This is a genomic window from Polaromonas sp. P1_G1, assembly GCF_056405595.1.
Window position 1 is genome coordinate 1 of the sequence record NZ_JBFUBU010000047.1, and the last position, 22,627, is coordinate 22,627.

Annotated in this window: 21 protein-coding genes; 8 read left to right on the forward strand and 13 right to left on the reverse strand. The window is 64.8% G+C overall.

Annotated elements, in window-relative coordinates; genetic code table 11:
- Positions 1 to 245 precede the first annotated feature (245 nt).
- From AC1D1Y_RS21035 to AC1D1Y_RS21050, 4 genes are all read right to left on the reverse strand, one after another.
- Complete coding sequence (locus tag AC1D1Y_RS21035) at positions 246 to 1,088, reverse strand: alpha/beta hydrolase (protein ID WP_477684058.1); 843 nt, start codon at positions 1,086 to 1,088, stop codon at positions 246 to 248.
- A gap of 3 nt (positions 1,089 to 1,091) precedes the next feature.
- Positions 1,092 to 1,919 carry a proteasome-type protease gene (locus AC1D1Y_RS21040; RefSeq protein WP_477684059.1) on the reverse strand — a complete coding sequence of 276 codons (828 nt, stop codon included), beginning with the start codon at positions 1,917 to 1,919 and terminating at the stop codon, positions 1,092 to 1,094.
- Between the two features lie 50 nt (positions 1,920 to 1,969).
- Positions 1,970 to 4,561, reverse strand: coding sequence for a DNA mismatch repair protein MutS (gene mutS, locus AC1D1Y_RS21045; RefSeq protein WP_477684084.1), 2,592 nt, complete (start codon positions 4,559 to 4,561; stop codon positions 1,970 to 1,972).
- 276 nt (positions 4,562 to 4,837) lie between these two features.
- Positions 4,838 to 5,518, reverse strand: coding sequence for a GntR family transcriptional regulator (locus AC1D1Y_RS21050; RefSeq protein WP_477684060.1), 681 nt, complete (start codon positions 5,516 to 5,518; stop codon positions 4,838 to 4,840).
- Positions 5,519 to 5,641: 123 nt separating this feature from the next.
- Between AC1D1Y_RS21050 and AC1D1Y_RS21055 the strand changes: the two genes are divergently transcribed.
- From AC1D1Y_RS21055 to AC1D1Y_RS21070, 4 genes are all read left to right on the forward strand, one after another.
- Positions 5,642 to 6,331, forward strand: coding sequence for a DUF2848 domain-containing protein (locus AC1D1Y_RS21055; protein ID WP_477684061.1), 690 nt, complete (start codon positions 5,642 to 5,644; stop codon positions 6,329 to 6,331).
- An 18-nt stretch (positions 6,332 to 6,349) separates the two neighbouring features.
- Positions 6,350 to 7,702, forward strand: coding sequence for an amidase (locus AC1D1Y_RS21060; protein WP_477684062.1), 1,353 nt, complete (start codon positions 6,350 to 6,352; stop codon positions 7,700 to 7,702).
- A gap of 86 nt (positions 7,703 to 7,788) precedes the next feature.
- Positions 7,789 to 8,766, forward strand: coding sequence for a Bug family tripartite tricarboxylate transporter substrate binding protein (locus AC1D1Y_RS21065; RefSeq protein ID WP_477684063.1), 978 nt, complete (start codon positions 7,789 to 7,791; stop codon positions 8,764 to 8,766).
- Positions 8,767 to 8,873: 107 nt separating this feature from the next.
- Positions 8,874 to 9,998, forward strand: a complete 1,125-nt coding sequence (locus AC1D1Y_RS21070; RefSeq protein ID WP_477684064.1) for an ABC transporter substrate-binding protein — start codon at positions 8,874 to 8,876, stop codon at positions 9,996 to 9,998.
- A 54-nt stretch (positions 9,999 to 10,052) separates the two neighbouring features.
- On the opposite strand, the gene AC1D1Y_RS21075 is transcribed toward AC1D1Y_RS21070, so the two are convergent.
- From AC1D1Y_RS21075 to AC1D1Y_RS21085, 3 genes are all read right to left on the reverse strand, one after another.
- The gene (locus AC1D1Y_RS21075; protein ID WP_477684065.1) at positions 10,053 to 12,371 is read right to left on the reverse strand and encodes an FUSC family protein; all 2,319 of its coding nucleotides are present in this window, start codon (positions 12,369 to 12,371) and stop codon (positions 10,053 to 10,055) included.
- Between the two features lie 71 nt (positions 12,372 to 12,442).
- Positions 12,443 to 13,432 (reverse strand): inositol monophosphatase family protein, encoded by a 990-nt coding sequence (locus AC1D1Y_RS21080; RefSeq protein ID WP_477684066.1) that lies wholly within the window; start codon positions 13,430 to 13,432, stop codon positions 12,443 to 12,445.
- A gap of 134 nt (positions 13,433 to 13,566) precedes the next feature.
- A complete protein-coding gene (locus AC1D1Y_RS21085; RefSeq protein ID WP_477684067.1) occupies positions 13,567 to 13,854 on the reverse strand; it encodes a DUF1330 domain-containing protein in 288 nt (95 codons plus the stop codon).
- A 102-nt stretch (positions 13,855 to 13,956) separates the two neighbouring features.
- Between AC1D1Y_RS21085 and AC1D1Y_RS21090 the strand changes: the two genes are divergently transcribed.
- The 3 genes from AC1D1Y_RS21090 to cysE are packed head-to-tail and all read left to right on the forward strand — an operon-like array spanning position 13,957 to position 16,406.
- Positions 13,957 to 14,817, forward strand: a complete 861-nt coding sequence (locus AC1D1Y_RS21090; protein ID WP_477684068.1) for a LysR substrate-binding domain-containing protein — start codon at positions 13,957 to 13,959, stop codon at positions 14,815 to 14,817.
- A gap of 14 nt (positions 14,818 to 14,831) precedes the next feature.
- Positions 14,832 to 15,623 carry an RNA methyltransferase gene (locus AC1D1Y_RS21095; RefSeq protein WP_477684069.1) on the forward strand — a complete coding sequence of 264 codons (792 nt, stop codon included), beginning with the start codon at positions 14,832 to 14,834 and terminating at the stop codon, positions 15,621 to 15,623.
- 9 nt (positions 15,624 to 15,632) lie between these two features.
- Complete coding sequence (cysE, locus tag AC1D1Y_RS21100) at positions 15,633 to 16,406, forward strand: serine O-acetyltransferase (protein WP_477684070.1); 774 nt, start codon at positions 15,633 to 15,635, stop codon at positions 16,404 to 16,406.
- Between the two features lie 10 nt (positions 16,407 to 16,416).
- On the opposite strand, the gene AC1D1Y_RS21105 is transcribed toward cysE, so the two are convergent.
- The 3 genes from AC1D1Y_RS21105 to yjgA are packed head-to-tail and all read right to left on the reverse strand — an operon-like array spanning position 16,417 to position 18,895.
- The gene (locus AC1D1Y_RS21105; protein WP_477684071.1) at positions 16,417 to 17,688 is read right to left on the reverse strand and encodes an amidase; all 1,272 of its coding nucleotides are present in this window, start codon (positions 17,686 to 17,688) and stop codon (positions 16,417 to 16,419) included.
- A complete protein-coding gene (gene mog / locus AC1D1Y_RS21110; protein ID WP_477684072.1) occupies positions 17,685 to 18,290 on the reverse strand; it encodes a molybdopterin adenylyltransferase in 606 nt (201 codons plus the stop codon). Before mog ends, AC1D1Y_RS21105 begins: the two co-directional genes overlap by 4 nt.
- Positions 18,287 to 18,895, reverse strand: a complete 609-nt coding sequence (yjgA, locus tag AC1D1Y_RS21115) for a ribosome biogenesis factor YjgA (RefSeq protein ID WP_477684073.1) — start codon at positions 18,893 to 18,895, stop codon at positions 18,287 to 18,289. Before yjgA ends, mog begins: the two co-directional genes overlap by 4 nt.
- 25 nt (positions 18,896 to 18,920) lie before the next feature.
- On the opposite strand from yjgA, the gene pmbA reads away from it, so the two are divergent.
- Complete coding sequence (pmbA, locus tag AC1D1Y_RS21120; protein ID WP_477684074.1) at positions 18,921 to 20,336, forward strand: metalloprotease PmbA; 1,416 nt, start codon at positions 18,921 to 18,923, stop codon at positions 20,334 to 20,336.
- Positions 20,337 to 20,446: 110 nt separating this feature from the next.
- On the opposite strand, the gene AC1D1Y_RS21125 is transcribed toward pmbA, so the two are convergent.
- The 3 genes from AC1D1Y_RS21125 to AC1D1Y_RS21135 form a co-directional block, all read right to left on the reverse strand.
- Positions 20,447 to 20,896 (reverse strand): GatB/YqeY domain-containing protein, encoded by a 450-nt coding sequence (locus tag AC1D1Y_RS21125; RefSeq protein WP_477654907.1) that lies wholly within the window; start codon positions 20,894 to 20,896, stop codon positions 20,447 to 20,449.
- 109 nt (positions 20,897 to 21,005) lie between these two features.
- Positions 21,006 to 21,218, reverse strand: coding sequence for a 30S ribosomal protein S21 (gene rpsU, locus AC1D1Y_RS21130; RefSeq protein ID WP_007872347.1), 213 nt, complete (start codon positions 21,216 to 21,218; stop codon positions 21,006 to 21,008).
- Positions 21,219 to 21,629: 411 nt separating this feature from the next.
- Entirely contained in the window at positions 21,630 to 22,577 is a 948-nt protein-coding gene (locus AC1D1Y_RS21135) for an alpha/beta fold hydrolase (protein ID WP_477684075.1), read from the reverse strand.
- Positions 22,578 to 22,627 lie beyond the last annotated feature (50 nt).

Genomic DNA, 22,627 nt, shown 5'->3' on the forward strand with positions numbered 1-22,627 from the left:
GAGCGCAGACGTAGGCGGATCAGGGATCGCGCTTGTTTGAGCCGCAGGCGAGTTTGCGCGAGACCCCGCCGTAGTCGAGCACCGCAGGTTGCCCGTAGCGAAGCGTAGGGACCCAGACTGCGGGTCGCCTTTCTTTTGCTTACTTTTCTTTGGCGAAGCAAAGAAAAGTGAGTCGCTGCCGGGCGACCCCGGCCAGCAACTCTCCGCAAAAAGCGCAAAGGCCGGAGCAAGACCTGGCCAAAAAACTACTCGAGGAAGTTCCTCAAAGCAGCTTCGATGGCAGCAGCCGTCGCCAAAGGCTTCTCCATCGGGAACAGGTGGCTGCCATCGAGCATCATGATCCGCCCCTTGGTCACCTTCTCGGTCATCGCCATCCCAACCTGCTTCATCTCAGCCGACTGCCGCCCGCCAATAAACGCAACAGGGCATTTCAAGGGATGGCGCTTCAGCAGGCCCTCAAGGTTGTCAGGCAGGGTGTTGTAGATCGCGGTTTCCACATCGCGGTCGAAGCTCAGCAACTGCTTGCCCTCGTCCTCGCCTGAGCCTTCATAAGTGCCATGCTCGATGTAGTCGCGAAGAACCTGCTCGTCCCAGGCGGCAAAGGCTTTTTTGCTGCGGAAGTGCTCGAATACTTCGTCTTTGCCCAGCCATTGGTTTTTGCGTTTGCGGCTGATGGCACCGGGCGAGATGGCACCGACCAGTTGCGCGCGTTTGGCTACGCTGAGTGCCCGGGCGCGCCAGCCGCCCAGGATGGGGGAGTCGACGAGCACCACGCCTTTGACGGGCTGGCCGCCGAGTACAGGGTTGCGGGCGGCGCACATCAAGCTCAGGAAACCGCCCAGCGAATGGCCGACCAGGAAAGCCGGCTGACCGCACTTTTCAACCTCGCGGGCCGTGAAGTCGGCGAGCTGCTGCACCAGGTGCGGCCAGTTGCTGGTGACGGGATAGCTCGGGTCGTGGCCGAATTTATCGACGGCCTTGACCTGAAAGCCGCGGGCTTTGAGGCTCTGGAAGACCGCGCTGTAAGTACCGCCCGGAAAACTGTTGCCGTGGGAAAAGATGACCAGCGGTTTTGCGTTGGCGGGCACGGCTTAAATGAGTTTCTCGTCGGGCGTGCTGATCTTCTTCAGCGGCTCATGGCGCGTGGCCGGCATCTTCAGCGGGATGTCGGTGTGCGCGTCGTCCCAGACCGGGTCTTCGATGCTGTCGAAGACCTCGCGCAGCTTCTGGCCCCAGCTGCTGTGCATCATGCGGTAGTAGGGGTTGTCGTTGTCGATGCAGACGATCTTGTCGCTCTTGTAGGTGTCGGCTTCATAGACCACCAGGTCCAGCGGCAGGCCGACCGAGAGGTTGGACTTCATGGTCGAGTCCATGGAGACCAGCACGCATTTGGCGGCCTCGGCCAACGGCGTGGCGGGGGTCAGCACGCGGTCCAGCACGGGTTTGCCGTACTTGGATTCGCCGACCTGGAAGTAAGGCGTCTCGTCGGTGGCTTCGATGAAGTTGCCGGCCGAATACATCTGGAACAGGCGCATGTTCTCGCCGCGGATTTGTCCGCCGAAGACCAGCGAGACATTGAAGTCGACGTCGGCGTTTTTCAGGGACTCGGCGTCGCGGTCGTAGACGCGGCGTATTGCCGAGCCCAGCACGCGGGCGGCGTCGAACATGCTCTTGGCGTTCCAGATCGTGATGGGCTCGCCGCCCTCGTGGTCCTTAAGCTGCTCGACCTGCAGGATCTCGCGGATGGACTGGGAGATCGACAGGTTGCCGGCTGACAACAGCACCATGAAGCGATCACCGGCCTTTTCGTAGACGATCATCTTGCGGAAGGTGCTGATGTGGTCCAGGCCCGCGTTGGTGCGGGAGTCTGACAAAAACACAAGCCCGGCGTTGAGTTTGGCGGCGACGCAATAAGTCATGAGCTGCTTTGGGGAAGTGGGGATCGTGGGGGAGGTCGGGTTGCGCTGGGTCACGGGGAGACGGAAATCTTTTTGAGGCGGTACAGGACGTCAAGCGCTTCGCGAGGCGTCAGCGCATCGGGGTCTATGGTACCCAATGCCTTGTCGACGGCGCTTTGCTCGGCGGCGGCTGACTCAGGCGGCGCGGCGAACAGGTCGACCTGGGCGCGCGCTTCGGTCTGGTGGGCTTCGAGCGCAGTGAGCGCATGGCGGGCGTGGTTGACGACGGCGGCGGGCACACCGGCCAGCTTGGCCACGGCGATACCGTAGCTTTTGCTGGCGGGGCCGGGTTCGATGTGGTGCAGGAACACGATGTCGGCGCCGGACTCGACCGCGCTCACGTGCACGTTGATGGCGCCGTGGTGCTGGGCAGGAAACTCGGTGAGCTCGAAGTAATGCGTGGCGAACAGCGTGAAGGCCTGGGTCTTGTTGTGCAGGTAGGCAGCGATGCCGCCGGCCAGTGCCAGGCCGTCGAAGGTGGAGGTGCCGCGGCCGATCTCGTCCATCAGCACCAGGGAGTGTGGCGTGGCGGCGTGCAGGATTTGCGCGGCCTCGGTCATCTCGAGCATGAAGGTCGATTGCGCGTTGGCCACGTCGTCGGCCGCGCCTATGCGGGTGTGGATCGCGTCTATGGGCCCGAGCCGGCAACTGGCCGCCGGCACGTAAGAGCCGACGCTGGCCAGCAGCACGATGAGCGCCACCTGGCGCATATAGGTCGATTTACCGCCCATGTTGGGGCCGGTTATGACCTGCATGCGGTGTTTACCGCTCATGGCCGAGTCATTCGCGATAAAGGAGCCGCCGCCGGTTTCGGCCAGGCGGGCCTCCACCACCGGGTGCCGGCCCTGCACGATGTCGATGCAGGGCTCGCGCACGAATACCGGCGCGGCCCAGTTCAGCGTGAGCGAGCGTTCGGCCAGCGCGCAGAGCGCGTCCAGCGAGGCCAGGGCGCGCGCCAGGCGGCTCAGCGCGGGGATGAAATCCTGCAACTGGTCGAGCAATTGCTCGTAGAGCCATTTCTCGCGCGCCAGGGCGCGTTCCTGCGCCGACAAAGCCTTGTCTTCAAAAGCCTTGAGCTCCGGCGTGATGTAGCGCTCGGCATTTTTCAGGGTCTGGCGGCGGCGGTAATCGTCGGGCACCTTGTCAAGCTGGCCTTGCGTGACTTCAATATAGAAACCGTGCACCTTGTTGAATTGCACGCGCAGGTTGGCGATGCCGGTGCGGGCTTTTTCGCGGACTTCGAGGTCCAGCAGGAAGCCGTCGCAATTGGTCTGGATGGCGCGCAACTCGTCGAGGTCGGCGTCGCAGCCGTGGTTGATGACGCCGCCGTCGCGTATCAGCGCGGCCGGTTCGTCCAGCACATAGCGGCCCAGCAGCGCGGCGCAGCCGGCCGGCGGCTGCAGGTCTTCAAAGATGCGCGTCAGCAGTTCCGGGAAGTCGCTGCCGGCGGGCGCGGCCAGTTCGGCTTTCTGCAGCGTGTCTTTCAGCGCGACCAGTTCGCGCGGCCGCACCTGGCGCAGCGCGATGCGGGCGGTGATGCGTTCCACGTCGCTGCAGCCTTTGAGCTTTGCGCGCAGGGTCTGCTGCGGGCCGCCGCGCAAATGTGTGATGGCATCCAGCCGGGCCGCCGCCTGCGCGCGGTCGCGGCGCGGCGTGAGCAGCCAGCTTTTGAGCGCACGGCTGCCCATGCCGGTGGTGCAGGTGTCCAGCAGCGAAAACAGCGTAGGCGAGTCTTCGCCGCGCAGGGTCTGCGTGAGTTCGAGGTTGCGGCGCGTGGTTTGTGGCAGCTCGATCAGTTCGCCGGAGCGCACCACCTGAAGGCCTTGCACATGCGACAGTGCCCGGCCTTGCGTGTGTTCGGCATAACCGAGCAGCGCGGAGGCGGCGGCGTGGGCTTCATTCAGTGCCTCGGCGTTCCACGATGCGAGCGAGGCGACCTTGAGCTGGTCCAGCAGGCGGCGCGCACCCAGGGCGGTGTCGAACTGCCAGGCCGGGCGCGCGGTGGAGGCGCAGCGCTGGGCCTTGAGGCGCTGCTCGAAAGCCGGCGTCACGTCGATGTTGTAAAGCAGCTCGCTGGGGGCCACGCGCGCCAGCCAGGCTTCGAGTTCGTCGTTGGCGCAGTGCGCCAGGTGGATTTCGCCCTGCGTCACGCTGAGCCAGGCCAGGCCGCAGGTGTTGCGCGCGCCCTGGTGCACGGCCAGCAGGATGGATTCGTTCTTGTCGTTGAGAAGCTCGGTGTCGGTCAGCGTGCCGGGTGTCACCACGCGCACCACTTTGCGCTCGACCGGGCCCTTGCTGGTGGCGACGTCGCCGACCTGCTCGCAGATCGCCACCGATTCGCCGAGCTTGATCAGCTTGGCCAGGTAGCCTTCGAGCGCATGGAAGGGCACGCCGGCCATGACGACCGGCTCGCCGGCCGACTGGCCGCGCCGCGTCAGCGTGATGTCGAGCAGGCGCGCGGCTTTCTCGGCGTCGGCGAAAAAGACTTCATAAAAGTCGCCCATGCGGTAGAACACCAGCGTGTCGGGATACTCGGCCTTGATGCCGAGGTACTGCTGCATCATGGGCGTGTGGGCGGCCAGCGGCGGCATGCCTGAGCTCATGGGAGTCACGGGGCTGGCGGGACTGGCTAGTTCGGGTCTCACGGGGAGGTTGTCACTCATGCGTTGGGTGGGAAGGAGCGGCGGGCGCCGGGGCCATTCCCGCATTATCAATCGGCGCCGGCCCGGGCGCTTCAGTCGGTTCAGGCAGAGCACGGGCCTGGGCCAGTGCGGTTCCCGCGCCATGGCGCAGGCCAACCTCCACTGACTCTATGACGGGCCTGGGTTCAATATGGTGCGAAAGTTCAGCCAGGCTCTCAATGCGGCAGCGGACAGCTATCAGGACAGACTCAGCAGCGAAGACCTGAACGAAAGAATGTGCGTTTTAGCCGCTTCTGCTGCGGCCTGCGCATCATGGTTGGCCAAGGCCGAGACGATAGCCCGGTGCTCGGCCATCACTTCGTCCACATGGCCCAGTGTTGAAAATGAGATGGCCCAGAATCGCTGCGAACGGGCGTGCAACACGCTCAGAATGTCTTGCAGCATGGTGTTGCGGGCAAAAGTGGCAATTTTTTCATGGAACAGCCGATCGGCGTTCATGAGCGCAACCACGTCACGCTGCGCAGCGGCGGTCTCGAAATTCTGGGCGATGGTTTCCAGCTCCTGAATTTCGCTGCTGGTGATGGCCGCAGCAGCCAGGCGCATGCACAGCATTTCATTCACCAGCCGCACCTCGATCAGCTCCAGCGCGTCGTTAATGGACAGTGGTGCGGCCATCGCGCCCTTGCGGGGAATGATCTGCACCAGGCCTTCGGCTGACAGGCGGTGCAGTGCCTGATTAATGGGCGTACGGCCCAGGCCGAAACGCTCCATTACCTGCGCCGTGTTCAGGTACTCGCCCGGTTTGTAAACCAGCGTTACCAGAGCCTCTTTCATGCGCGTGTAGGCGGCTTCATTGCGGGACAGATCGGCATTTGGCACTTTGACAGACGGCCGACGGGCAATTGCAGCAGATTTCATGACTTCCGTGAATAACACATTGGGACCGTTGATGCTACACGGGAAAACGTGGCATGAAATTCGCTTAAAGCAACTGTAATATTTCACTGTAATTTTTCAGTGATTTTATGAAAGCACGTTTCCATGCCTCTTGTTTTTAACGTCCCCTCGGAAAATACCCCCCAGCACCCGCTGCAAATAGAGGTGAATTGTCTGGTTATCGCTGGCTGGACGGGCCGCGACGCGCACGCCGTCGAGCACCATATCGGTGAACTGGAGGCGATAGGCGTGCCCCGTCCTAGTGCGGTGCCGCTTTTTTACCGTGTCGGAGCCAACCAGTTGAGCCAGGCTGACACGGTGCAGGTGGTGGGCGACAACACTTCCGGCGAGGCGGAGCCGTTCCTCTTCTTCCAGGCGGGCGAGTATTTCGTGTCGATTGCCTCCGACCACACTGACCGTACGCTCGAAACCCACAGCGTCGCCTTCTCCAAGCAGATTTGTCCAAAGCCGGTAGCGCGCAGCGCGTGGCGCCTGGCCGACGTGCTCGGCCACTGGGACCAACTGGTGCTGCGCTCGTGGATCGAGGAGGGTGGGGAATCCCGTCTGTACCAGGAAGGTACGCTGGCCGCATTACGCGGTCCAACCGACCTGCTGGCGTGCTACGGCGCACGCAATCCACCACCTGCAGAAGGCTTTGCGATGACCTGTGGCACGCTGGGGGCCATTGGCGGCATCCGCCCGTCCGCCAGCTTCCGCATGGAGTTGTTTGATACGCGCCTGGACCGCAGCATCTCGCACGCCTACCGATGCGTGGCACTGCCCGTCATTGCTTGAACGCAGGAAGCCAACGCCGTGTCGTACCCTGCTTTCCCCAATTTCACCAGCGCCCGTGCAGCCATCGACGCAGGTCACAGCAGTTCGCTGACGCTGACCGAATCAGCGCTCGACCGCATTGCCGATCCTGCGGGCGAAGGTGCGCGAGCTTTCACACAGGTGTTTGCCGAACGCGCTTTGCGTCTGGCACAGGCTTCCGACAGCCTGCGTGCCGCAGGCCTGAAACGCTCGCAACTGGAGGGCTTGCCCGTCTCGATCAAAGACCTGTTCGACGTGGCTGGTACGCGCACCACGGCAGGCTCCACCGTATTGCACGACGCCCCGGCGGCCACGCAAGACGCGGGGGTCGTACAGCGCCTGCTGGCATCCGGCGCAGTCTTGGTCGGCAAGACCAATATGACCGAATTTGCCTATTCCGGTCTGGGCATCAACCCTCACTATGGCACTCCGGCCAATCCTTGGCAGCGGCACGAGCAACGCATACCGGGCGGCTCATCATCGGGTGCCGCGGTGGCGATTGCCGACGGCATGTGCATCGCCAGCGTCGGCAGCGACACGGGAGGCTCGGCGCGCATTCCAGCGGCGCTGTGCGGTATTACCGGGTTCAAGCCCACCGCGCGGCGCATCCCGGCAACAGGACTGTTGCCACTGTCGCCGGCGCTCGACGCAGTGGGCGTGCTGGCCGCTGACGTGGCGGGCTGCGCCGCGGTAGACGCAGTTCTGTCCGGCACATGCCGCACTCCCCGGATCGCACGTATGGCGCAAGCCCGCTTCGCGATTCCCACCACACTGGTGCAAGACGGCATGGATACCGGCGTGGCCGCCGCGTTCCAACGCGCGCTGCAACGTCTGTCGGCCGCAGGTGCACAACTGGTTGAGCTGGCGGTGCCCGAATTCAACGAGTTGTCGGACATCAACGCCACAGGCGGTTTTAGCGCGGCGGAGTCCTGGGCCTGGCATGCCGACCTGATAGGGCGGCGAGGCGCGAGCTACGACCCTCGCGTGATATCGCGTATTTTGCGCGGTCGTGAATTCTCGGCGCGGGCGTATATCGACCTGTTGGCCCAGCGCACCGACTGGCAGCGCCGGGTAGCGACTCGCCTTGGCGAATTCGACGGCTGGCTGATGCCCACCGTTCCCGCTATCGCTCCTTGCATCGCCGGCCTGGTAGCAAACGAAGCCTTGTATTTCGAAGTCAACGCAGTGATGCTGCGCAACCCTTCCATCGTCAACTTCATGGACGGTTGCGCGATCTCCCTGCCCTGTCATCAGCCTGGTGAGGCCCCGGCAGGGCTGAGTTTGGTGGGTCCACCCATGAGCGATTCGACGATTCTGGACTGGGCCACGTCCATTGAACAAGTTCTCAATTAAAGGAGGTTCCCAATTTCAAAAGAATACACAAGCACTATCCCGATCGATAACCGATCCCCTCAATCCTCAACTGTGAGTATCTCTTTATGAAGAACCTGTTTAACCTTTCCATCGCTCTCCTTACCGCAGGTCTTGCCTGTGTAGCGCCCATTGCAAACGCCCAAAACACGTACCCCTCCAAACCCATCAAGCTGGTCGTCACTTATCCTCCTGGGGGAAGTAACGATATGGTGGCCCGCCTGGTTGGCCAGAAGCTTTCAGAAAGCCTGGGCCAGCCCATACTTGTGGATAACAAACCTGGGGCGAGCGGCAACATCGGGATCGACTATGTGGCCAAGGCGCCTAAAGATGGCTACACGCTTTTGCTGGCCCACGCCGGCCTGGCCTCCAGCAAACACATCTATGCGAAGCTTCCCTATGAACCTCTCAAGGATTTTTCGCCAATCATCCATATCGCCAATCAGCCGAACGTGCTCGTGGTCAATCCAAAATGGCCGTTCAAGGACGTCAACGAGCTGGTGGCTTACGCGAAGGCAAATCCCGGCAAGTTGACCGTTGGAAACTCAGGCATTGGTGGCCCCCAGGATATCTCCGCCCAGATGTTCATGCGGATGACGGGAACTGACATGCTCAGCGTCTCCTACAAAGGTGGTGCACCTGCACTGGCAGACCTCATGGCTGGCCAGATTGATCTGATGTTCGAGACTTCTCCCACCGCAGTCCCCATCGCCAAAAGCGGCAAGCTCCGGGCTCTTGCTGTGACCGGTGACAAGCGCCTGCTAACTCTTCCGGATGTGCCGACGGTCGCAGAAGCAGGTGTCAAGGGCTATAGGTACGTCGCATGGGTGGGCCTGGCTGCGCCGGCAGGCACGCCGCCCGCTGCTATTGCCAAGCTGCATGAGCAGGTCCAGAAGCTTTTGAACACCAGCGAGATGCAAAAGCAAATCACCGACATCAGCCTGGAGGTTACCGGTGGTTCTGTGGACAGCTTCACCGCCTTCCTGCGTAAGGACTACGACTTCTACGCGAAGTTCGTCAAGGACTTCAATATCACGCCGCAATAAGTTGATGCCAGCACCACGGAGCGATCCCGTGGTGCTGCGCCAGACCAGCCCCCACCGGCGCGTGGCGGCATTCCGCCCGGAAGAAACTGAAGCAGAGGAGTCGGCACATGAATTCCATCCACCGGATGCTGGGCATTGCCCTGCTTGCCGCAGCTACCCTGGCCGCCCCACTGGCCCATGCGGCGCAGGTGCTGGTCGGTGAGGTCTGTCCGCTGTCGGGCCTGGAGGCCAACCAGGGACGGGCTTACGGCGCGGGCATGCAGCTTTACTTCGACACCGTCAACAAGGCCGGCGGCGTCAATGGCAACACGTTTGCGCTGGTGCGCAAGGACGACCGCGGCCTGCCTGAGGAAACCGTGGCGGCAACGCGCAAGATGCTGGCCGAAGAAAAGCCTATGTTGCTGGCCGGCTACTTCGGCAACAGCAACATCGATGACCTGGTTACCTCTGGCATGCTGGAAAAGGAACAGATCGCGCTGGTCGGTTACCGCGTGACGCGGATTCGCCCCGAGACACCTAATCTCTACGCCGTGCGTGCCGGGCTGCAGGATGAACTCGACAAGTTCACCGAACACATCGCCACCGTCGGCATGAAACGTATCGGTTTTTTTTATGAAGAAGGACCAGGCGCGGCCGCGCTGGTGACTGCCGCAGAGGCGGCCGCCAAAAAAGCCGGTATCACGCTGGTCGTCAAGGCCAGCTACCCTGCCCGCACAGTGGATGTGAACAAAGCCGTAGCAGCCATGACTACGGCGGCGCCGCAAGCCATCTTCATGGTCGCCACCGGCGCGGCAGCGGCCGGCTTTATCGAAAGCTACGGCCGTGGCGGCGCACAGCTTTTTGCGCATTCGGGGGTCGACATCGAGCAGCTCACCAAGCGCCTGGCCGATGAACAGATGCAGGGCGTGTCGATTGCACAGGTGACGCCCAACCCCTACAAGATTTCAATCCGGCTGAGCAAGGAGTTCCAGGACGCCGTGGCCGCCAGGAAAGACCTCGAAGTGCCGGCCAGCTACGCCATGATGGAGGGTTTCATCACCGCCAAGGTGATCGTCGAGRCCACCAGGCGCCAGGGCGCCAAACCCACGCGTGAAGGCATGCTGCGCGCGCTTAATTCAATGGACCGCTACGACCTGGGCGGTTATGTGGTTGGCTACAAACCCAACAGCCGCTCGGGCTCCAGGTTTGTCGAGCTGAGCATCATCAGCGGCACCGGAAAGATCAGGCAGTAAACCGCGTCGCGGTGCGCTTACCTTACTTGCGGTTCGGGTCTCGCACGGAGCTTGTCACTCATGCATTGTGTGGGAAGAAGCGGCGGGCGCCGAGGCCATTGCCGCGTTATCGATGGCCGCCGGTCCGGCCGGCTTGGCGGGTTCGGCCAGCACGCGGGCCTGGGCTTGCCGCAGTTCCCGCGCCATGGCGCAGGCCAGCTCCAGCCGGCGCAGCAGCCAGGGCGTGAGGTCGGTGATCATCAGCGGGTCGGGCCGGGGCTGGAAGGGCTGGCCGGCAATGGCCGGGCCGACTGGGGGCGGGGTGGCCCCGGTGTCCGACAGTTCGGCTTCGATGCGGTTGGCGGCCCGCGCCAGCGCCGGCTTGGCAACCTTGAGGTCCAGTTGGGCACGGTGCAGCAGCAACAGGGATTTGACGGCCGTGAGCTGGGCCAGCAACTGGTAGCTGCGCGCCTGCAGGGCCTCGAGCGGCTCCAGCGGCGGGCGCACTTTCTGCGGCTCGGCCAGGCTGCGCTGGGCGGCCAGCGTGAGGTCGGAGAGGCTGTTGTAGGCCTCGCGCCGGGCCAGCCGCCAGGGCAGGTCGGACGCCCGGGCCTCGTCCAGCAACGCGAGCGCGAGTTGCGCATGCCGGGCCTGGGCGCGCGCGCTGCGCAGCGCCAGCGCCGGAATCTGGTTGCGCTCCCAGGCAGGCAGCACATAGCTGAACAGCCAGGCGATCAGCGCGCCCAGCAGGGTGTCGGCCAGGCGCTCGACCATGGCGAAGCCGGGCTGCACGCCCGCCAGCAGCAGATGCGCCTGCAGCAGGCCGGCCACGGTGGCCGCGATCGAGGTAAATAGGTAGCGCCGCAGCGCAAAGGCATGCGCCAGCCCCATGCTGAGCGCGATCACGCCGAAGATGGCGCGGGCGCCCGGGTGCGCGGCCAGCACCAACATGACCAGCGCGCAGCCCAGCAGCGTGCCGACGACGCGGGCGTTGCGGCGCTGCACGGTCTGCGCCAGGTTGCCGCGCATCACGACCACGATGGTCAGCAAGATCCAGTATTCATGCGCCACCCAGGGCAGGCGCAGCGACACCGCATAACCGGCCGCCACGGCCAGCGCGCAGCGCAGGGCGTAGCGCAGGATGGGCGCGCTCCAGCCGAGCTGGCCCAGCAGCGGCTTCCAGGACCAGTGGGTGGTGCTGACGAAGAGCTGCCACTGGGTGCGTACCGCCGACAGCCCGGGCGGGATGTCGCCGCGCGCCAGCGCCGCCAGTTTCACGGCTTCGTCGTTGATGTGGCCTATGCGGTCGGCCATGTTGTGCAGCAAAGCGAGCGGGTCGGTGGTGTCTATGCGCAGTGGGTCGGGCGCCAGCGGGTCTATGCGTTTGGTGCGCGGCGGCAGCGCGCCGGCGAGCTGCGGCCGCAGGTCGGTGATGGCGATGATCACCGCGCCGTGCCGGCCCAGCAGCAGGTCCATGCCCAGCGCCTCGAGGCGCGCGGCGGTGCTGTCCAGCGCCAGCTGCAGGGCGGGCAGCACGGCCACGCTGGCGCTGTGCTCCAGCAGGAAATCCAGGTCCAGGTCGCAGGCGAGCTGGTGGTCGCGCGCCTCCAGCAGGCTCAGCAGCATGGCCGCCAGGCGCTGGCGCTCCGGCGTGGTGGGCGACTCCAGCACCACGTCGCGTGTGTTCTGCAGGTGGTCGGCCAGCGCGGCCTGCTGCTGCAGCATGCGCGCCAGCAGCGCGGAATGGTCGGGCTGCGGGCCGAAGCGCTGGGCCTGGGTGCGCAGGATCTGCGCGAAGCTGTGCAGGCATTCGGCCAGCAGCTGCGCGCGAAAGCGCTGGTTCAGCAGGTGGGTGGTCAACACCGCCCACAGCAGGTACAGCCCGGCGCCGGCCAGGAACCAGGCGCCGTGCAGCGCGATCTGCCCCAGCGTGGCCACCGGCGGCGCGGCCATGGAAAAGAGGGTGGAAAACAGCAGCGAAAAACAGATGGGCCCGCCGCGCTTGCCCCAGGCCATCATCATCACGGCCAGGAAGGTGGCGGCCGTGACCACGATGCCCAGCAGCAACTCGTCGTGGCGCGCCAGCTGCACCAGCATGAAGAGCGGCGCGCCCAGCAGCGGCGCGGGCAGCATCTGCATGATCTTGCGCCGGCGCGGTGCGGGCACGTCGGGCAGGCTGGTGATCAGCACGCCCACCGCGGCCGTGGAGGCGGCGGCCAGCCCGGCGGCCTCGAAGATAGCCAGCATGATGAGCACCAGGCCCAGCGAGACCGTCAGCCCGTTGGCGACGTACTGGCTCAGCAGCACGTGCAGGCTTTTTTGCAGCCAGCCCTGTGCCCGGCGCTGCAGGCGGGTTGCCAGCGCGGGGGCGGGTGCAGGGTCGGGCAGGTTCATGGTGTGCCTGGACACACTTTACCTTTACCGAAACGTGCCGCCATGAAAAAAGCCCGCGAGGCGGGCTTTGTTTAGAAAGGTGCGTCCGGTGCCTTGGGGGCTGCGCCGTCGCCAGCTTTGATGCGCTTGGCTTTGAGCGTCGGCTTTTCGGCCGGGGCGGCGGGCGCCGCGGCTTCTTCGGCGCCTTCTTCAGGCTCTTGCGTGGCGCTCGTGTCCTTGAGGGCCTGGCGCACGGCGGCCTTGTCGCCGGCACCGGCGAACTTGCTGTACTTGCCCAGGGTGCCGACCAACTGGCCGTAGATGCGCGGGTTGCCGGCCACGCATTCGCCGTGGTCCATGAAGTCGGCTTCGCCGGTGAAATTGCCGATCAGGCCGCCGGCCTCGGTCACCAGCAGCGAGCCGGCTGCGACGTCCCAGGGCTTGAGGTTGGACTCAAAAAAGCCGTCGCTGAAACCGGCGGCCACATAGGCCAGGTCCAGCGCCGCGGCGCCGGGGCGGCGCACGCCTGCGCACTGGCTCATGACTTCGCCCAGCATGTTGAGGTAGGCCTTGAGCTTGTCGCCGGGGCGGTAGGGAAAGCCGGTGGAAATCAGGCATTCCTGCAGGCGGGTGCGCTTGGCCACGCGGATGCGGCGGTCGTTCATGTAGGCGCCGCGGCCTTTGGTGGCGCAGAAAATGTCGTTGCGGGTGGGGTCGTAGACCACGGCCTGCTCGACCTTGCCTTTGACGGCCAGCGCGATGCTGACGCAATAGACAGGGAAGCCGTGGATGAAGTTGGTGGTGCCGTCCAGCGGATCGATGATCCAGACGAAGTCGGAGTCCTTGGCGCCGTGCTCGCTGCCCGATTCTTCGGCCAGGATGCCGTGGCCGGGGTAGGCCGTCACCAGGGTTTCGATGATCGCGGCCTCGGCGGCCTGGTCGATTTCGGTGACGAAGTCGTTGGTCTGCTTGACCGAGACGCGGACGGCTTCGAYGTCMAGCGCCGCGCGGTTGATGATGKYKCCGGCAGYGCGSGCAGCCTTGATGGCCACGTTGAGCATGGGATGGAGGTTGCTGGACATAACTTGTAGGGAAGAACGGGATAAACCGGCGCCGGCGATGCGGGCGGCGGGCAATGGCGGTATTTTCCCATAAACCCGCGATACGGCCCCCTCCGGGGGGCGATATCGCGTCCGGACAGCCCCACAAGCCGCGGCTAGGCGCCTTCCGCAATCAGGAAATCCGCGTCGGCATGCTGCTGGCGTATGGCCCGCGCCGCCTGGTATTCGGGACTGGCGTAGCAGGCTTTCGCGGTCGCCATGTCGGCGAACTCCACGACGACGTTGCGCTCACGGGAGCTGCCTTCCATGCTTTCGTAAGCCCCGCCGCGCACCAGGAAGCTCGCCCCGAACTTCTCGAAAGCCGGCCGCGCCGCCGTCAGGTAACGCGGGTATTCGTCAATGTTGCGCACCGAGACGCGCACGATCCAGTAAGCCTTTGGCATGGTGTTCCTTGTGTTTTGAAGTGTTGAGGGCTGGACGATACGCGTGACATTGCATTCTGAAAAATGAATAATAAAGATTATTTGTATCTTCAAGAGAGATTCATGGAGTTAAGCGACCTGGTGATTTTTCGGGCCGTGGTGGAGGCCGGCGGTGTGACGCGCGCGGCCGAGCGCCTGCACCGGGTGCAGTCCAATGTCACGACGCGTCTACGCCAACTCGAGGAAAAGCTGGGGACGCCGCTGTTCATCCGCGAAGGCAAGCGCCTGCACCTGTCGCCGGCCGGGCAGGTGTTGCTGGACTATGCCCAGCGCCTGCTGGCCCTGGCCGATGAGGCGCGCGATGCGGTGCGGGACGGCAGCCCGCGCGGCGCCCTGGTGCTGGGCGCCATGGAGAGTACCTCGGCGGTACGCCTGCCCGGGCCGCTCAGCGACTTTGTGCGCCTGTATCCCGAGGTCAAATTGACGCTCAAAACCGGCAACCCGCAGCAGCTGGCGGCGGCCGTGCTGGCCGGCACCATCGATGCCGCACTGGTGACCGGTCCCATCGTCGACGGCCCCTTCGAGCGCGAGCCGATCTATAGCGAGGAACTGGTGATCGTGGCGACAGCCGGCCATGCCGCCATCACCTCCCGGGGTGCCGAGCCCCCGCGCAGCATCGTCGCCTTCGAGCAAGGCTGCCCGCACCGGGCCCGGCTCGAGCAGTGGTATGCCGGACAAAACAGCATGCCGGTGCAGACCATTGAGATCACCTCCTACCATGCGATGCTGGGCTGCGTGGTGGTGGGCATGGGCATCTCGCTGGTGCCGCTCAGCGTGCTGGCGACTTTTCCCGAGCGCGCGCGCCTGAGCGTGCACGCCTTGCCGCCCGGCAGCGACTGCGCGCAAACCGACCTGATCTGGCGCAAAGGCGCGATGTCACCGAAGATCAAGGCACTGGTCCAGGTCCTGAAGCCATCCGCATAGGACAATCCTGTCCCATGCGTACCCGATTCATCCTGATCAACACCAGCCACGCCGGCAATGTCGGCGCCACCGCCCGCGCCATGAAAACCATGGGTTTTGAGGACCTGGTGCTGGTCGCGCCGCGCTGGGCCAATGTGCTGAACCGCGAAGAAACCATACAGCGGGCCAGCGGCGCGCTCGACGTGCTGAAGAATGCCCGCATCGTGGAAACGCTGGACGAGGCGCTGGACGGTATGGCCCACCTGTGCGCCACAGCCATGACACCGCGTGACTTCGGCCCGCCCACGCGTGCGCCGCGCGAGCACTTTGCGGGTTTGCTGGGGCAGGGCGAGCCGGACAAGGAAACATCCGCGAGGCCCGAGTCGGTGGCATTCCTGTTCGGTTCCGAGCGCTTCGGCATGCAGAACGAGGACGTCTACCGCTGCCATGTGGCGCTCAGCATCCCGACCGACCCGAAATTCGGCTCGCTGAACCTGGGGGCGGCGGTGCAGCTGATCGCTTATGACTGGCGCCAGGCGCTGGGCGGCTTCAGCGTGCAGCCGGCGACGGCCGAGCCCGCGCAGGCCGACGCGGCGGCGGTGGCCGGCATGCTGAAGCACTGGGAAGAGGCTCTGTCCGGCATAGGTTTCCTGGACCCGGCTTCGCCCAAAAAACTGATGCCGCGGCTCAACCAGCTGTTCAACCGCGCGCAACTGAGCCCCGAGGAAATCCACATCCTGCGCGGCGTGGCCAAGGCCATGCTGCAAAAGGCCTCCGAAGCCGGGGGCAAAAACGCCGTTCCGGCAGTCATCCCGCGCCCTCAGTAGACTTCGCCTATGTTTTCCCGACTCCGCTCCGACATCCAGTGCATCCTCGACCGCGATCCCGCCGCCCGTACGGCCTGGGAAGCGCTGACCTGCTACCCCGGCCTGCATGCCCTGGTGCTGCATCGCCGCGCGCACTGGTGCTGGAACCACGGCTTCAAGTGGCTGGGCCGCTTCATCTCGCATATTTCGCGCTGGATGACCGGCATTGAAATCCACCCCGGCGCCAAGATCGGCGAGCGGGTGTTTTTCGACCATGCCATGGGCGTGGTGGTCGGTGAAACCGCCGAGATCGGCGACGGCTGCACGATTTACCAGGGTGTGACGCTGGGCGGCACTTCGCTCTACAAGGGCGCCAAACGGCATCCGACGCTGGGCCGCGACGTGGTGGTCAGCGCGGGGGCCAAGGTGCTGGGCGGTTTTGTGGTCGGCGACGGCGCCAAGATCGGCAGCAATGCGGTGGTGATCAAGCCCGTGCCGGCAGGGGCCACGGCGGTGGGCATTCCCGCGCGCATCATCCTGTCGAAAACCGGCGAAAGCGCCGACGTCTCGACCACGCAGTTTTCGGCCTACGGCATCACGCTGGACGACGACCCGCTGTCGCAGGCCATGCGCGGCCTGATCGACAACGCGTCCGGCCAGGAGCACCAGATCGCCCTGCTGTGGCAGGCGATTGAAAAGCTCTCCGGCCCGCAAACCGCCATGAACAAGGACTGCGTGCCCAAGGACGCGGCGCTGACGGAGACGTTTGAGGCCGACAAGCTGAACCAGCTGGTCGGCAAATAAGGCTCTGCTTTTAGCGAGCTTTCAGGGCGCGTTCCAGAAAGTCCGCCGCCTGCAGGCAGCTGCGATCGGCGTGTGGCGCGCCAATGATCTGCAGGCCCATGGGGAATCCGTTCACACCTCTGGCACCCGCCACATTCACACAAGGCACGCCGAGCAGCGTCCAGACGCGGTTAAAAATTGCCGTGCCGGTGCTCCCATAGCCCGCAGGGGCTTCGTCGGGCGCGCTGGGTGTCATCAGCACGTCGAAGCCTTCAAACCAGTCCGCGCAGGTTTTGCGGCCTTCTGATGCAGTGCGTTGCGCGGCCTCATAGGCGACCGGCGTGATGTTGCGGGCCGCCAGCAGGTAGTTGCGCAGGATGTCCGACAGGGCCTCAGGGTGCCGGTCGACTTCATGGGCCAGGCTGCGCCAGGCCTCGTAGCCCTGGATGGTGTCCTGCGCGTCGAACACGTCCTTGATCCAGGCGGGCAGGGTGATGCGCCTCACGTCCGCGCCGGCTGCCTTCAATGCATTGCTGCCGGCTTCCAGTGCCTGCCGGGCGCTTGGGGACAGTTCGGCCCAGGGATAGGCTTCGGGCACACCGACCACCCAGGGTTTCGGGGACGGCTGGGCATCGAGCGCCAGCGCACATCCGCTGAGCGCCTGGGCAAACCAGGCCACCTCGGGCACGCTGGCGGCGAACAGGCCGACCGTGTCCAGCGACCAGGAAAAACATTTGAGCCCGGCCGTGGGCATCAGGCCGAAGCTGGGTTTGAAGCCGGTGACGCCGCAGTAAGACGCCGGGCGTATCACCGAACCGCCGGTCTGCGTGCCGATGGCAAAAGGCACCAGGCCCGCCGCGACCGCCGCCGCCGAGCCGGCCGAGGAGCCGCCCGGCGTGCGGCCCGGTGCATTCGGGTTCAGCGTGGCCGTGGGCTTGAGGAAAGCGAATTCGGTGGTGCTGGATTTGCCGATCAGCAGCCCGCCCGCGCGGCGGATCACACCGACCATGGCCGCGTCGGCGCGTGCCGGTTCAGCCGGGTAGAGCGCCGAGCCGTAGCGCGTGGGGAAGTCGCGGGTGTCGAAGATGTCCTTGAGGGCCACGGGCAAGCCTTGCAGCGGGCCTGTGAGGGCAGGGAGTTGGGCCAGCGCCGTGGGCAGGTCCAGGCGGGTGGTGAAAGCGCGCAGCGTGGCGTCTGTCGCGTCTATGCGCGCAAAAGTTTCTGTGAGCAGGTCGGCGGCGTCCAGCGTGCCTGCAGCCAGCCCGGCGGCCGTCTCGATCGCGGACGGCGGCTGGGGGGTCATGGTGTCGGTGTGCCTGGTGTACGAATGGCCGATTTCGGCCGGAAGGCCTTGCAGACGGCCGGGTCGGTTTCGAGGTAGGGGCCGCCTATCAGGTCTATGCAATAGGGCACAGCGGCAAAGATGCCGGGCACCACAGCTTCGCCGGCCTCGTTCTTGAGGCCTTCGAGGGTTTCCTGGATGGACTTGGGCTGGCCGGGCAGGTTGAGGATCAGGCTTTTGTCGCGGATCACCGCGCATTGGCGCGACAGGATGGCCGTGGGCACGAATTTGAGGCTGATCTGCCGCATCTGCTCGCCGAAGCCGGGCATTTCCTTGTGGGCGACGGCCAAGGTGGCCTCGGGTGTCACGTCGCGCGGCGCGGGGCCGGTGCCGCCGGTCGTCAGCACCAGCGAGCAGTCGGCGTCGACCAGCGCGATCAGCGCGGCGCTGATGCCGGCCTGCTCGTCGGGAATCAGGCGTTCGTCAAAAGTGATGGGGTTGCGCAGCGCGCGGGTGAGCCAGTCCTTGAGCGCGGGCAGGCCTTTGTCGACGTAGACGCCGGCCGAGGCGCGGTCGCTGACCGAGACAATGCCGATCCTGACCGCCTCAAAAGCCTGGCTCATGCCTGGGGTTCCTCGGCCTCGTCCGGGCCTTTCGCCAGGGTTTGCCGCACCAGCTGGAAGATTTCGCGGTAGGACTTGCCGTGGCGCGGCGCTTCGCCGGGCTTTTCAGGTTTTGCATCCTTGCGGGCCTGGCGGACCAGGGCGCGCAGCTGTTGCGAATCGGTGCTGGGGTGTTCTTCCAGCCAGGTGCCCAGCGCGGCGTCGTCGGCGATCAGCTTGTCGCGCCACTGCTCGGCCAGGTGCAGGGCCAGCGTCAGGTCGGCCGAGCCGTTGAGCTGTTCGTTGATCGCCTCGCGAATCGGTTCCGGGTCCAGCGGGCGCATCAGCTTGCCGATGAACTGCATCTGGCGGCGCCTGCCCTCGAAATTGGTGATCTTTTTGGCGTCGGCAATCGCGTCGCGCAGCTTGTCGGGCAGGTCCAGGCGCGCCATCAGGTCGGCGCGCAGGGTCAGCAGCGCTTCACCGAGTGCCTGTTTTTCATCGGCCTCGGCCTTGAGCTGGGTTTTGCTGGGCGGGCCGACCTCTTCAAGCGCGATTTCCTCGGGTTTGACGAAGCGTCCGTTGGACCAGTAGCCCTTGATGGCCTTGGGAGTCTTGTTGTTCATGGCAGTCAGTATCATAGCTACCCATATGACCCAAAAAGCTTCCTCTCGTTCCGGCGCTGCAAAGCGCGCCGCTTCCCGTCCCTCCCAGCAGCCCGAAAGCGGCTTCAGCTACCACCGCGATTTTTTCGAAGACCTCGTCGACACCGCGCTGGGCCACGCCAAAAAACTGGGTGCCACGGATGCCGCGGCCGAGGCTTCCGAAGGCTGCGGCCTGTCGGTCAGCGTGCGCAAGGGCGAGCTCGAAAACGTGGAACGCAACCGCGACAAATCGCTGGGCATCACGGTTTACATCGGCAAAAAGCGCGGCAATGCCGCGACCAGCGATTTCTCCAAGGCCGCCATCGAGCAGACCGTGAAAGCAGCCTACGACATCGCGCGCTTCACCGCGGAAGACGAAACCTCGGGCCTGCCCGACGACCGCGACATCGCGCGTGTGCACCGGGAGCTGGACCTGTTCCACCCCTGGTCCATAGACTCCGAACAGGCCGCACAACTGGCCCTGAAATGCGAAGCCGCCGCCCTGGGCACCAGCCGCCTGATCACCAACAGCGAAGGCGCGGGCGTGTCGGCCCAGCAAAGCCATTTTTTCAGCGCCCACACCAAGGGCTTTCGCGGCGGTTATGCCAGTTCGCGCCACAGTATCTCGGTGGCGCCGATTGCCGGCAAGGGCGACCAGATGCAGCGCGATGCCTGGTACAGCTCCATGCGCGACGCGGCTGAACTGGCGCGCCCCGAGGCCGTGGGCCGCTACGCCGCCGAGCGTGCGCTGGCGCGCCTGAAAAGCCGCAAGATCCCGACCACGCAGTGCCCGGTGCTGTTCGAGTCGCCGCTGGCCGCAGGCCTGCTGGGCGGCTTTGTGCAGGCCGTGAGCGGCGGCGCGCTGTACCGCAAGAGCACCTTCCTGGCCGACAGCCTGGGCAAGGCGGCTTTCCCGAAACACATCGACATCAACGAAGACCCGCACCTGCGCAAAGGCAAGGGCAGCGCGCCCTTCGACGAAGAGGGCGTGAAGACCCAGGCGCGCAAGGTGGTGGCCGGCGGCCGTGTCGAAGGCTACTTCCTGAGCACCTACTCGGCCCGCAAGCTGGGCATGCGCACCACCGGCAATGCCGGCGGTTCGCACAACCTGGTGCTGACCAGCCGCCTGACCCGCCCGGCGGACGACCTGGACGCCATGCTGCGCAAGCTGGGCCGCGGCCTCTTCGTGACCGAGCTGATGGGCCAGGGCGTGAACTACGTGACCGGCGACTATTCGCGCGGCGCCTCGGGCTTCTGGGTCGAAAACGGCCGCATCGCCTTCCCGGTCGAGGAAATCACGATTGCCGGCAACCTCAAGGACATGCTCATGGGCATTGAGGCAGTGGGCGCGGATGCGTACAACTATGGCGCCAAAACCGTAGGCTCGATTCTCATCAACCGCATGAAGGTCGCGGGCTCCTGACGAGGGACGTTTTAAGCCAAGCAGGGGCCGCGGAACCGGCTTTGCCGGGCCGCAGGCGCAGCGGCCCCCAGGGGGGTAGGAAGCTACACGAAGTGAGCGACCGTGGGGGCTTAACTTGCCAGCGCGGCCTTGACGGCGGCCGAAACCTGGCCCATGTCGGCCTTGCCGGCCAGTTTGGCTTTCACCGCGCCCATGACCTTGCCCATGTCGCCGGGGCCGCTGGCGCCCAGCTCGGCCACGATGGCTTTTACGGCGGCGGCGACTTCATCGGCGCTCAGGCGCGCGGGCAGGTAGGCCTGCAGTACGACCAGTTCGGCAGCTTCCTTGTCGGCCAGGTCCTTGCGCTCGGCCTTCTGGAAGGCTTCCAGCGAGTCCTTGCGCTGCTTGATGAGCTTGTCGACGATGGCGACCACGGCGGCATCGTCCAGCACCACGCGCTCATCGACCTCTTTTTGCTTGAGGGCGGCCAGCAGCAGGCGTATGGTGCCCAGGCGCTCGCTGTCCTTGGCGCGCATGGCGGTCTTCATGTCTTCGGTGATCTGGTCTTTGAGGGCTGACATTCGAGGCTCCTGAGGGGCGGGAATAGGAAAAGGCTGGTGCCAGAAAGCACAAAAGCCCGCAGAGCGTCCTCGTGCGGGCTTTTTGTTGCCGTGAGGCGGTACTAAAGGATTAGTACAGCTTCTTGGGCAACTGCATCGAGCGGATGCGCTTGTAGTTGCGCTTGACGGCGGCTGCCTTCTTGCGCTTGCGCTCTGCCGTTGGCTTTTCGTAAAACTCGCGGGCGCGCAGGTCGGTCAGCAGACCGAGTTTTTCAATGGTGCGCTTGAAACGGCGCAGAGCCACGTCGAAGGGCTCGTTGTCTTTTACACGGATGGTGGTCATTGTTCAATTGATCCAAAAGGTGCGCCTTTATCGATCTGATCAGGATCAGGCCAGGCACGGGTTTGCTAGCAAAGCCTTGGATTATATACCACCCCCACGGTCGTTCACTTCGTGTAACTCCCTGCCCCCAGAGGGGGCCGCCCGCCTGCGGCCCGGCAAAGCCGAATAATTGGCAAACCCCTATCGGGCTCACTGCGTGTAGCCCTTTTCCCCTTGCAGGGGACAGCGCCTACGGCCCGGCAAAGCCGGTTCCGCGGCTCATGCTGGCCTTTGGCGGCTCGCTTCGCATCGCCTTGGGGCTGTCGGCTGTCTACCCAGTGGGGGCCGCGGGACTGGCTTTGCCAGACCGCAGGCGCCTGCCCCCTTGAGGGGGGAACAGGCTACACGCAGTGAGCCTGGACGGGGGTGGGTTTACTCTCTGATGAAAGCCAGCAAATCCTGGTTGAGCCGCTCCTTGTGGGTGTCGGCCAGGCCGTGCGGCGCACCGGGGTAGACGATCAGCCTGGCGTTTTTCACGAGTTTCGCGGCGGCGCGGCCTGAGGCGTCGATGGGCACGATCTGGTCGTCGTCGCCGTGGATCACCAGGGTCGGCACATTAAAGCGCTTAAGGTCCTCGGTGAAGTCGGTGGCCGAGAAAGCCGCGATCGAATCATAGGTGTTCTTGTGGCCCGCCTGCATGCCCTGCACCCAGAACGACTGGATCAAACCCTGCGAGACCTTGGCGCCGGGGCGATTGAAGCCGAAAAACGGGCCCGAGGCGATGTCCAGGTAAAGCTGCGAACGGTTGGCCAGTTCGCCCTGGCGAATGCCGTCGAACACCTCGATCGGCAGGCCGCCCGGGTTGGCCGCCGTTTTCAGCATCAGGGGCGGCACGGCGCTGACCAGCACGGCTTTTTTGACCTTCGCAGTGCCGTAACGGCCGATGTAACGCGCCACCTCGCCGCCGCCGGTCGAAAAACCCACCAGCGTCACGTCTTTCACGCCCAGGGTGTCGATCACCGCCGCGAGGTCGGCGGCGTAGTGGTCCATGTCATTGCCGTCCCAGGGCTGGCTGGAACGCCCGTGGCCGCGCCGGTCATGGGCGATGACGCGGTAGCCTTTTGAGGCCAGGAAAATCATCTGCGATTCCCAGCTGTCCGAGTTGAGCGGCCAGCCGTGGCTGAAGCTCACCACGGGGCCATTCTTTGGGCCCCAGTCCTTGTAATAGATTTGCACGCCGTCCGAAGTGGTGACGTAGCTGGCGCTGCGTGCGGCGGACGCCGCGGGTTGCGCTGCGGCGGCGTCTGCGGCGATCGCGGGGCTGGCGGTGACGGCGGCGGCCATTGCGGCGGCGGCGGCGAGGCGGGTGAGAGCGTTCATGGTGTTCCTTTGAGAGGGTTGCAACAAGTCGGGATCGACAGAACGAACTT

Excerpts from the sequence above, each read along its gene's own strand:
- AC1D1Y_RS21055 (WP_477684061.1), top strand. The coding sequence starts at position 5,642 with ATGCCTCTTGTTTTTAACGTCCCCTCGGAAAATACCCCCCAGCACCCG.
- AC1D1Y_RS21040 (WP_477684059.1), bottom strand. The coding sequence starts at position 1,919 with ATGACTTATTGCGTCGCCGCCAAACTCAACGCCGGGCTTGTGTTTTTG.
- rpsU (WP_007872347.1), bottom strand. The coding sequence starts at position 21,218 with ATGACCACCATCCGTGTAAAAGACAACGAGCCCTTCGACGTGGCTCTG.
- mog (WP_477684072.1), bottom strand. The coding sequence starts at position 18,290 with ATGAGCCAGGCTTTTGAGGCGGTCAGGATCGGCATTGTCTCGGTCAGC.
- AC1D1Y_RS21125 (WP_477654907.1), bottom strand. The coding sequence starts at position 20,896 with ATGTCAGCCCTCAAAGACCAGATCACCGAAGACATGAAGACCGCCATG.
- cysE (WP_477684070.1), top strand. The coding sequence starts at position 15,633 with ATGTTTTCCCGACTCCGCTCCGACATCCAGTGCATCCTCGACCGCGAT.
- mutS (WP_477684084.1), bottom strand. The coding sequence starts at position 4,561 with ATGAGCTCAGGCATGCCGCCGCTGGCCGCCCACACGCCCATGATGCAG.
- AC1D1Y_RS21105 (WP_477684071.1), bottom strand. The coding sequence starts at position 17,688 with ATGACCCCCCAGCCGCCGTCCGCGATCGAGACGGCCGCCGGGCTGGCT.
- yjgA (WP_477684073.1), bottom strand. The coding sequence starts at position 18,895 with ATGAACAACAAGACTCCCAAGGCCATCAAGGGCTACTGGTCCAACGGA.
- AC1D1Y_RS21085 (WP_477684067.1), bottom strand. The coding sequence starts at position 13,854 with ATGCCAAAGGCTTACTGGATCGTGCGCGTCTCGGTGCGCAACATTGAC.
- AC1D1Y_RS21095 (WP_477684069.1), top strand. The coding sequence starts at position 14,832 with ATGCGTACCCGATTCATCCTGATCAACACCAGCCACGCCGGCAATGTC.
- AC1D1Y_RS21075 (WP_477684065.1), bottom strand. The coding sequence starts at position 12,371 with ATGAACCTGCCCGACCCTGCACCCGCCCCCGCGCTGGCAACCCGCCTG.
- AC1D1Y_RS21050 (WP_477684060.1), bottom strand. The coding sequence starts at position 5,518 with ATGAAATCTGCTGCAATTGCCCGTCGGCCGTCTGTCAAAGTGCCAAAT.
- pmbA (WP_477684074.1), top strand. The coding sequence starts at position 18,921 with ATGACCCAAAAAGCTTCCTCTCGTTCCGGCGCTGCAAAGCGCGCCGCT.
- AC1D1Y_RS21065 (WP_477684063.1), top strand. The coding sequence starts at position 7,789 with ATGAAGAACCTGTTTAACCTTTCCATCGCTCTCCTTACCGCAGGTCTT.
- AC1D1Y_RS21090 (WP_477684068.1), top strand. The coding sequence starts at position 13,957 with ATGGAGTTAAGCGACCTGGTGATTTTTCGGGCCGTGGTGGAGGCCGGC.
- AC1D1Y_RS21135 (WP_477684075.1), bottom strand. The coding sequence starts at position 22,577 with ATGAACGCTCTCACCCGCCTCGCCGCCGCCGCCGCAATGGCCGCCGCC.